The following is a 9,368-nucleotide window of genomic DNA, read 5'->3' as shown; positions in this document are numbered from 1 at the left end:
TATTTTTAACGTACTAAGGGGAATAGAAATGAAAAGGGAACTGAAAGTGAAAAACAAGGGGAAAGTAGTGTTATTTTTATTAGCTACGGGAGGCGTATTTCTTGTTAAATTAGGATGTGAACTACCCACCACTTAGTATCTCTTACGAGCTTACCCCAAAGTGGGGGCTTCTCGGTTTATCGCTACTTTTGATAACTAACGAATTTGTCCCAGGACAGCCGAGCTAACTCCCTTGTTCCAAAGGGTATTTTGTTACTATTTATGCCAACGCTAGTAAGCGTATGGCTTCTTTTTTGATATTGATAGCTGCGTTATAATCACGGCCGATTGTGAGTCCACACGAACACGCATACATGCGTTCACATAATGGCATTTCTTTTTTATTTCTACAACGACTACACATCTTTGTAGAAGGAAACCATTTATCTATTTTTACAAGCTGTTTTCCTTGTTCTTGTAGCTTATATGCTAAAAATGTCGTGAACATCCTCCAACCGTTGTCCGCTACACTTTTACCAAAGCGAAGTGCTCGTGACATACCTTTCATATGTAAGTCTTCGATTGCTACAACGTTAAAACTCGTAGCTAATTCTTTAGACTTGTGATGAAGGAAATTTTTACGTTGATTGGCGACCTTTTCATGTAATTTCGCTACACGAATGCGTTGTTTATTCCAGCGCTCTGAACCTTTCATACGTCGTGCTAATACCCGTTGTGCTTTTGCTAATTTGTCTAACATCTGACGATAAAAGCGAGGATAATTGGCTTTCTCATCATCGCTACTCACGTACAATTCAGCCATTGCGAAGTCTAATCCAACTACATGTTCTACTTCTTTTGGAGTGATTTCTTTTTCATATTCGGTCAAAATAGACACGTAATACTTACCAGTTGGTGTCATCGAAATCGTACATGATTTGATGATATGATTTGGTGGGATCTCTCTATGTTGCTTCAGTTTCACCATTTTCAATTTTGGTAATTTGATATAACCATGAAATAACATAATATTTCCGTTTACTCGATTCGTTGTATAGGATTTTCTACTCTTTTTATTTTTGAATGTAGGAAACTCACTTTGACCACAAAAAAAATTCTTATACGCAGTTTGCAAGTTTAATTGAGCGTTGGCCAATGCCAATGAATCAACTTCTTTCAACCATTCATACTCTACTTTGTATTTCGCAGGAGTAGGGAATTTTTGTTTCTTTAGTTCTTCCTTGTTCTCTTTGTATGTTTCATATAGTTCTTTCCGCTCAGCCAGCATTTTATTATACACAAAGCGTACACATCCGAACGTTTTACGTATGAGATGCGCTTGTTCTTCTGTTGGATACAGACGAAATTTGTACGCCTTATTATGCTTTGCCATATCCATTCACCTCATTTTCCGCTTTATTTCCCATAAGCTATGACGGTGATCATACAATCTGAACACTACAAGATTATTATCTACTTTCATTATTATACCAAACTTTACTTTCTATAAGACTGATTATATCAGAGGTGAAATAAGTAGGAAAATCAAATGTTTGGCTACGCCGAACCGAAATGCATCTTCCACCTATCGCTAGACTATCGTCTTTCACATGCTAGGGGAAGGAGGCTTTTTTTGGATAATACATTAAATTAGGAACAATACACATGATTCGAACGTGGTTTGAGAGTACGTTTTCTTAAATAAGAAATATAGCCTCTTGTAATAGAGGTTTTTAATTTGTTATTATTAGACTGAACGGTCGGTTTAAAGAGGTGTGAATATGAGAAGAAGTGCAGAAGAGATAAAGAAAGAAATTGCATATAAAGCAGAAAGTTTGTTTTCACAGAAGGGCTATGCAGCTACATCTATGGAAGAGATTTGTGAAATTACAGAGCGAAGTAAAGGAAGCATTTATTATCACTTTAAAAGTAAAGAAGAATTATTTTTATTTGTAGTAAAACAGCATACGTATGATTGGCTTGAAAAATGGAATGAAAAAGAGAAGTCGTATAGTACGAATACTGAAAAATTATATGGTCTCGCGGAATATCATGTAGAGGACATACAGCAACCAATTTCAAATGCAATAGAGGAATTCTCTATGAGCCAAGTTGTAAGTAAAGAGATTTTGGATGAACTATTAGCTTTAACTAGAGAATCGTATGTTATGTTTGAGAAACTAATTGAAGCAGGCATACAGTCTGGAGAGTTTCGTGAAGATAATACGCGCGATCTTATGTATATTGTGAATGGGTTATTATCAGGGCTTGGAGTACTTTACTACGAGTTAGATTATAAAGAGCTAAAACGTATTTATAAAAAGGCAATAGATGTATTGTTAAAAGGAATGGCAGCTGAATAATAAGTCAGTTGCTTTTCTATAAAACAAATTAGACCGAACGGTCGGTTTATGAAAGGGGAATGAAAATGAACGCTTTATTTAAAAACCGAGCATTTATGCTCGTTATGGCGTCTGATATTTTACAACAATTTGCAATTTGGATTAGAAATATGGCTCTTTTGTATTTCATAATGGAGCGAACGAATAATGATCCGGTTTCTGTTTCGTTGTTATCAGTTATGGAATATGCACCTATTTTTATTTTCTCGTTTATCGGTGGTGCGCTAGCTGATCGCTGGAATCCGAAAAGAACAATGGTCGCTGGAGATGTATTAAGTGTCCTGTCTATTATAGGAATTGTCCTGTTGTTAAAACTGGATTATTGGCAGGCTATATTTTTTGCAACACTCATTTCTGCGATTGTAGGTCAGTTTTCTCAGCCATCATCTTCGCGTATATTTAAGCGCTATGTAAAAGAAGAACAGGTAGCAAATGCGATTGCATTTAACCAAACATTACAGTCATTATTTCTGATTTTTGGACCAGTGGTAGGATCGCTTGTGTATACACAACTTGGTTTAATTACGTCGCTATATAGTTTAATCATTTTATTTTTGTTATCTGCTATCGCCCTTTCATTCTTACCAAAATGGGTTGAAAAAGAGCAAGTGGCGAGAGAGTCATTAAAAAATGATATAAAAGAAGGGTGGAAATATGTTCTTCATACGAAAAATTTACGTATGATTACGATCACTTTCACCATTATAGGCTTAGCTGTTGGATTAACAACTCCATTAGAGGTATTCCTTGTAATAGAACGCCTTGGAATGGAAAAGGAAGCAGTTCAATATTTAGCTGCAGCTGATGGAATAGGTATGTTAATTGGTGGTATTGTTGCTGCGATTTTCGCTTCAAAAGTGAACCCGAAAAAGATGTTCGTATTCGGTATGGGCATATTAGCGATATCGTTTTTAGTAGAAGGGGTATCTACATCATTTTGGATTACTAGTTTCATGAGATTTGGAACAGGTATTTGTTTAGCCTGTGTTAATATCGTTGTCGGTACGCTTATGATTCAACTTGTACCAGAAAATATGATTGGAAGAGTAAATGGAACAATTTTACCACTGTTTATGGGGGCAATGTTAATCGGAACTTCACTAGCGGGAGGATTGAAGGAGATGACCTCATTAGTTACTGTATTTTGTATAGCGATGGCACTTATTTTATTTGCGATAGGGCCAGTTCTACGCATGCAAATAAATAAAGAAGATGTCGCCAATAAAGAGGAACTAACAAATTCATTAGCCTCGAAATAACCATTGTAAGGGAGCAGAATAGCTCCCTTTTCTTGTGACAGTCTTTTGACAATGAAATGTACCGACTATATACTAATGTTGTAAAAACGATTTTACATGTTAGGAGAAAAGATGTGAAAAATCAAATTTATGAATTACGCACTGAGAATAATATTTCACAAGGTGCATTAGCTGATAAGTGTAAAGTTTCAAGACAGACGATAAATGCAATTGAGAATAATAAATATGATCCAAGCTTAGCATTAGCTTTTCGTTTAGCGGAAGTATTAGGAACAACTGTTGATAAACTATTTTTGTACAAGCAGTAGGGGGAGTAGTTGTTGGGGGAAGAGAAAATAAGCTTTTTCGTTACGGTATTAGTAGCTATAAGTACGTTAGTGTTCGCACTTTATTATTGGTTAACTGAACTTCAAGTAAACTGGTATGCACTATTCATTTGTAGCATCGCTTTACATTATCTATTTAAAAGTTTGGCATCACATAGTGTTGAAGGGGATACTGAGGAGAAAGAGGATTTAGAAAAACATGTATTAAAAACAAGTGCCAATGTTACATATTATGTACTCGTTGTATTAATTTTTGGCTTGTTTTTCGCATCGGTAGGGTTTAATAGATGGATTGATTTTCATAACATACCGCTTTTGTTTGCGTTATGCGCTGCGATCGTTGTAAAGCCAGCTGTTGAGTTTTTAATTGTAAGACGTTATCGATAAAAAAGATCCTCTTCTTGCATGAAGAGGATCTTTTTCTTATAGCGTTTTAGTTTTCGGATTAGGTGGTGTAACAGATGTATTATTTTCAGGGACCTTAGTTAATAAAAATCCACCGATAATAAACAATACAATAATACTAAGGACACCAGCGTTTGTTTTTCCTGTTAATTGCGTTGTAACACCGACTAATACTGGACCCATAATCGCGGCAAACTTGCCAAATATATTATAAAATCCGAAGAATTCATTCGCAGATTCTTTAGGTACTAGTTTTGCAAAATAGGAACGACTAATTGCTTGAATACCACCTTGAGAAGTGGCAACTAACATTGCTAAAATCCAGAAATCGAGTGTCGTTTTTAAGAAATAAGCATATGTGCAGATAATGATATAAATAATAATACCGACATATAGCATTTTTTTACCTGTAAATGTTTCTGATAATTTTCCGTATAATAAAGCGAATGGACAAGCAACAATTTGTGTGACAAATAAGATGATTAATAGATTCGTTGCACTAATACCGAGGTCTGTTCCGTAAGCGGTGGACATAGTAATAATTGTATCGACCCCATCAATATAGAAAAAGTAAGCGATTAAGAACATAAAGACTGTTTTATATTCTTTAATATTTTTAAAAGTATCAGCAAGGCGTTTGAAGCTCATTGTAATTGGTCTTGGGTGACGTTCAATATAGTGCGTTTGTTCTACGTTTTTTAGCATTGGAATTGTGAATAATCCCCACCAAAGAGCTGTGATCGCAAATGAAATTTGACTAGCAATGCCAACTGATAAAGGGATAGTTCCTTTTTGAGCAAGAATGATAAGAGCGATACAACCGATAAATGGAATAGTACTCCCAATATAGCCTAAAGCGAAACCTCTCGTAGAAATTCGATCCATTCTATCTTCAGAAGTGACATCTACTAAAAATGCATCATAAAAAATGTTTGCTCCAGCAAAACCGACTAATGCGAGCATATAGCATCCTAGTAATAAGTACCACTGAGATGTTGGGACGACTGCTAGCATGCTTGTAAAGACGATACCAAGTCCAAAGAAGAATGTGAAAAATCGTTTTTTAAATCCTTTATAATCAGCAACTGTGCCGAGAATAGGAGCAAGTATAGAAATTAAAAGTGTTGCGAACGAGTTTGCATATCCCCAATATGCTGTTGAAGTTGCACCAGATAACCCGGCTTCCTTTGAAGCTGCTTTAAAGTAAATTGGGAATAATGCGGTTGTAATGACGAGCGAATATACGGAGTTCGCCCAATCGTATAATATCCAGCTTTTTTCTTGTCTGGACATTTTTTTCATATAATGTTCCCCCTCAAATTTGTTCTACTAACAGTGTACAAAAATAAAAATTATAAAAAGAGAAACAATGATGAATTTTACATAACTTTTACATATATACACAGTTCTTTACAATTGGAGTAAATCCTCTACAATTGATCCGTCTGTTTCACCTAAGTGTAAACCGAGTAGTCTAGCGATAGTTGGGCCTTCATCAATAAGTCTCATATACGGTATGGTAATGCCGCTTTGTACCCCTTTCCCGGCAGCTATAAAAATTGTTTCATAGTTAGGTTTTGTCGGAGAGTATCCATGCGTACCAAATGTATATTTTTTACTAGGCGTAACATCTTTTTCAGTAATTTCTTTTATAAAATCTCCTGTATAGTTTTCAGTGAAATAATACCCTTCTCGTGCTTCCAACATAAATAAACAATTGCCATCTGCACCGCATTCCTTCGCATCCTCATCATGAAGTATAAATTCAATTCCGTTTTGTTTATTTTGAAGTAGTTCTTCAAGGAGTAGTTGTACTTCTCGAATCGTATCTGTATCGTTTTTGTCTTTCACATATACATAGGCGGACCCATCGCAACTTTGGCAATAAGCATTCCAGTCTACTAATTTTCCTTTTGAATTTATAGAGATAAGCCCTTTTTGATGAAATAGTACATTTAATTGAATGGCTTTGTTTTCACTTAAAGCGCTATGATCACCAAGAGCGATAATGGTGCTCTCTTCGTATAGTCCACTGTCTTTTAAAGCTTGAATAATTTTCCCTAGTCGCTCATCATGTCTATGAATTGCCGCTATTGTTTCTTTTGATTCAAAGCCGTGATAGTGTCTTTGGGTGTCTAAATCGGTGAAATGTACAAACATGACATTAGGCTTTTTCGTCTGGATTGTATGCACAGCAGAAGCAAGTACGAAATCATCGAGTTCAGGTTGTGACAATCCATTTCGTATATGGCCGAAACGACGATTTAAATCTAATTGGTATAGCGGACTACCGCTAAATAATGAAACTAAAACTTGATTTTGCCACGGTCTATTTGGAAAGATTTCTGGTAAATTGTAATCAATATTTGCTCTGCCGGTAACAGGCCATAGAAGGGCAGCTGTCGTTAAATTTGCTTTATGTGCTTCATCATATAATGTTGTTCCTTGTATTGATTTTCGGTACCAATGCCAATCGGGTGATTCACGTCCAGGTTGAAGTAACGTATTGCTAACAACACCATGTTTATTAGGGTAATTACCAGTTACGATTGTTGAGTGACTTGGATAGGTTACAGAAGGATAGATGGGCTCTACTTTTTCGACAACCGTACCCTTTTTGATTAGAGATTGGAAGTGAGGTAATTTTTGTAGTATAGGAAAATCTAAAGCTGATAAACAGTCGAATGATAAAATGATGACACGATTCGTTAATGCTTTATCCATAAAGTAATCCTCCTAATTATATGAAACCTATTACTATATATTACTATTAATACCTAGTAATAAAAATATGTTTTTAAATAAAATTTATTATTTATTTTCAGAAAAGTTAAACATATAATTAAGTATAAGGGAATGAATGAAAGGAGGGAATACTGTGGATCTGCTAGATGGATTTGGTATTTTTTACATCATTGGCGGAGTTACGATTATTCTTGTATTTGCTATTTCGTATTTACTAAAGAAACGGTTTCCAGACAAGCAGTTCGATATTATATTTGCACTTAGTTTAATACTTCTTTGCTTAGCGTCCTTTCCCGTTACAATGATGGTTATTGGTGGATGGGAAGGAATGGGATATGGATTTATTGGTTTCTTCGTCCTACTTGGTACACTTATCGGTATGATTGCACATCAACTTGTGAAAATTACGAGAAAAAGCTACGTATAAAACTGTAAAAAATGAAAAGAATATATAAAAAATAAGAAAATTCACTCTTGTTTTAGGGTGAAATTTATATTATGATATTCAACAAATTTACTTCGTTATAACGATGAAAAAGGACTAGTACATGTTCAACCTTTTTAGCAGAGAGAGAATCCGTCAGGCTGAAAGATTCTTAAAAAGGCGATATGGAACCTACCTTTGCGTTCTGCATATGCAGCGGGAATTTCCCGTTATCAAAAAGAGAGCATGCACAATTTTTGTGCATGAATCAGGGTGGTAACGCCGGCAAAGCTCGGTCCCTATTTAGGGGCGCGGGCTTTTTTGTATTTTCTAGAAGGAGGAAGACTGACTATGGCAAAAGAACAAGTACAAGCGATTACGAAGATGGAAGAGGACTTTGCACAGTGGTACACAGATATTGTAAAAAAAGCAGAACTTGTTGATTATTCAAGTGTAAAAGGATGTATGATTCTACGCCCGTACGGCTATGCCTTATGGGAAAATATGCAGAAAGTGATGGATGAGAAGTTAAAAGCAACTGGTCATGAAAATGTGTATATGCCAATGTTTATCCCAGAGAGCTTATTACAAAAAGAGAAGGATCATGTAGAAGGATTTGCTCCTGAAGTAGCATGGGTGACACATGGTGGGGATGAAAAGTTAGCAGAAAGACTTTGTATACGCCCTACATCCGAAACTTTATTCTGTGAGCATTTTTCAAAAATTGTGCAATCCTATAATGATTTGCCAAAGTTATATAATCAGTGGTGTTCAGTAGTTCGTTGGGAAAAGACAACGAGGCCATTTCTTCGTACAACGGAATTCTTATGGCAAGAGGGTCATACAATTCATGAAACAGCAGAAGAATCTCAAGCTGAAACATTAAATATTTTAAATCTATATGCTTCTTTCTGTGAAGACTACTTAGCGATACCAGTAATTAAAGGACAAAAAACAGAAAAAGAAAAATTTGCGGGCGCAAAGGCGACTTATACGATTGAAAGCCTAATGCATGATGGGAAAGCACTTCAAACAGGAACATCCCATAACTTTGGAACGAATTTCTCTGAAGCATTTGATATTAAGTTTTTAGATCGTAACGGTAAGTGGCAATATGTACACCAAACATCTTGGGGCGTATCAACAAGAATGATAGGTGGACTGATTATGGTTCATAGTGATAATAATGGGCTTGTAATGCCGCCTAAAGTCGCACCAGTGCAAGTTGTTATTGTACCGATTGCTCAGCATAAAGAAGGCGTTTTAGCGAAAGCAACAGAGTTACAAGAACATATTCAAAAGGTTGCACGAGTAAAAATAGATGCTAGCAATAAAACACCTGGTTGGAAATTTAATGAGTATGAAATGAAGGGAATTCCAATTCGATTAGAAGTTGGTCCGAAAGATATTGAAAAGAATCAAGTTGTACTTGTAAGAAGAGATACGAAAGAAAAAGAGTTTATAGCAATGGATCAATTAGAAGAACGCATTCCAGCACTACTTGAGGAAATTCATCATTCTTTATTTAATAAGGCAAAAGTATTTCGCAATGAGAATACGTATAGTGTGACGAGTTTTGAAGAGATGAAAAAAGTAGCTGATGAAAAGCAAGGATTTATTAAGGCAATGTGGTGCGGAGAATTAGCTTGTGAAGAGAAACTAAAAGAAGAAGTTGGAGTATCTTCACGCTGTATGCCTTTTGAGCAAGAACATTTAGCTGACGAATGTATTTGTTGCGGTAAAGAAGCTAAACAAATGGTGTATTGGGGAAAAGCGTATTAATACTTTTTCTGATAGGTGATAAAAAGGACTTTGGGCTGCATAATAA

The 9,368-nt window shown here is 35.6% G+C and carries 9 protein-coding genes, 1 pseudogene and 1 other annotated feature; of the genes and pseudogenes, 7 read left to right on the top strand and 3 right to left on the bottom strand.

Translation table 11 applies throughout. The features are described from left to right. Positions 1-28: 28 nt before the first annotated feature. A pseudogene (locus MR079_RS20920) lies at positions 29-124 on the top strand (histidine kinase); the annotation flags it as partial. A gap of 135 nt (positions 125-259) precedes the next feature. On the opposite strand, the gene MR079_RS20915 reads toward MR079_RS20920, so the two are convergent. After that, the gene (locus tag MR079_RS20915; protein ID WP_242294559.1) at positions 260-1,372 is read right to left on the bottom strand and encodes a transposase; all 1,113 of its coding nucleotides are present in this window, start codon (positions 1,370-1,372) and stop codon (positions 260-262) included. A gap of 388 nt (positions 1,373-1,760) precedes the next feature. Between MR079_RS20915 and MR079_RS20910 the strand changes: the two genes are divergently transcribed. From MR079_RS20910 to MR079_RS20895, 4 genes are all read left to right on the top strand, one after another. Beyond that, positions 1,761-2,342: a TetR/AcrR family transcriptional regulator gene (locus MR079_RS20910; RefSeq protein WP_001254445.1), complete on the top strand. Its 582-nt coding sequence runs from the start codon at positions 1,761-1,763 to the stop codon at positions 2,340-2,342. A 65-nt stretch (positions 2,343-2,407) separates the two neighbouring features. Further along, positions 2,408-3,640 (top strand): MFS transporter, encoded by a 1,233-nt coding sequence (locus tag MR079_RS20905; protein WP_242294558.1) that lies wholly within the window; start codon positions 2,408-2,410, stop codon positions 3,638-3,640. Positions 3,641-3,696: 56 nt separating this feature from the next. Beyond that, positions 3,697-3,948, top strand: coding sequence for a helix-turn-helix transcriptional regulator (locus MR079_RS20900; protein WP_001974760.1), 252 nt, complete (start codon positions 3,697-3,699; stop codon positions 3,946-3,948). A gap of 12 nt (positions 3,949-3,960) precedes the next feature. Then, a complete protein-coding gene (locus MR079_RS20895) occupies positions 3,961-4,353 on the top strand; it encodes a hypothetical protein (RefSeq protein WP_139869489.1) in 393 nt (130 codons plus the stop codon). A 36-nt stretch (positions 4,354-4,389) separates the two neighbouring features. On the opposite strand, the gene MR079_RS20890 is transcribed toward MR079_RS20895, so the two are convergent. Both MR079_RS20890 and MR079_RS20885 read right to left on the bottom strand, forming a co-directional pair. After that, positions 4,390-5,673: an MFS transporter gene (locus tag MR079_RS20890; RefSeq protein WP_242294557.1), complete on the bottom strand. Its 1,284-nt coding sequence runs from the start codon at positions 5,671-5,673 to the stop codon at positions 4,390-4,392. Between the two features lie 108 nt (positions 5,674-5,781). After that, positions 5,782-7,095, bottom strand: a complete 1,314-nt coding sequence (locus tag MR079_RS20885; protein ID WP_242294556.1) for an alkaline phosphatase family protein — start codon at positions 7,093-7,095, stop codon at positions 5,782-5,784. 154 nt (positions 7,096-7,249) lie between these two features. Here MR079_RS20885 and MR079_RS20880 point away from each other — a divergent pair, with 154 nt between their 5' ends. Next, complete coding sequence (locus MR079_RS20880) at positions 7,250-7,543, top strand: YesK-like family protein (RefSeq protein ID WP_242294555.1); 294 nt, start codon at positions 7,250-7,252, stop codon at positions 7,541-7,543. Between the two features lie 94 nt (positions 7,544-7,637). Next, positions 7,638-7,844 (top strand) — a binding site (T-box leader). A gap of 47 nt (positions 7,845-7,891) precedes the next feature. Next, positions 7,892-9,322: a proline--tRNA ligase gene (gene proS, locus MR079_RS20875; RefSeq protein WP_139869491.1), complete on the top strand. Its 1,431-nt coding sequence runs from the start codon at positions 7,892-7,894 to the stop codon at positions 9,320-9,322. Positions 9,323-9,368: the final 46 nt, after the last annotated feature.

This window comes from Bacillus cereus group sp. BfR-BA-01381 (assembly GCF_022663555.1).
In the GTDB taxonomy this organism is placed as follows: domain Bacteria; phylum Bacillota; class Bacilli; order Bacillales; family Bacillaceae_G; genus Bacillus_A; species Bacillus_A pacificus.
This window is presented reverse-complemented; position numbering and strand designations above follow the sequence as displayed.

What these genes read in the sequence shown, in the direction of transcription:
- MR079_RS20915 (WP_242294559.1), bottom strand. Translation starts at nt 1,372, where the DNA reads ATGGCAAAGCATAATAAGGCGTACAAATTTCGTCTGTATCCAACAGAA.
- MR079_RS20910 (WP_001254445.1), top strand. Translation starts at nt 1,761, where the DNA reads ATGAGAAGAAGTGCAGAAGAGATAAAGAAAGAAATTGCATATAAAGCA.
- MR079_RS20885 (WP_242294556.1), bottom strand. Translation starts at nt 7,095, where the DNA reads ATGGATAAAGCATTAACGAATCGTGTCATCATTTTATCATTCGACTGT.
- MR079_RS20900 (WP_001974760.1), top strand. Translation starts at nt 3,697, where the DNA reads ATGTACCGACTATATACTAATGTTGTAAAAACGATTTTACATGTTAGG.
- MR079_RS20905 (WP_242294558.1), top strand. Translation starts at nt 2,408, where the DNA reads ATGAACGCTTTATTTAAAAACCGAGCATTTATGCTCGTTATGGCGTCT.
- MR079_RS20890 (WP_242294557.1), bottom strand. Translation starts at nt 5,673, where the DNA reads ATGAAAAAAATGTCCAGACAAGAAAAAAGCTGGATATTATACGATTGG.
- proS (WP_139869491.1), top strand. Translation starts at nt 7,892, where the DNA reads ATGGCAAAAGAACAAGTACAAGCGATTACGAAGATGGAAGAGGACTTT.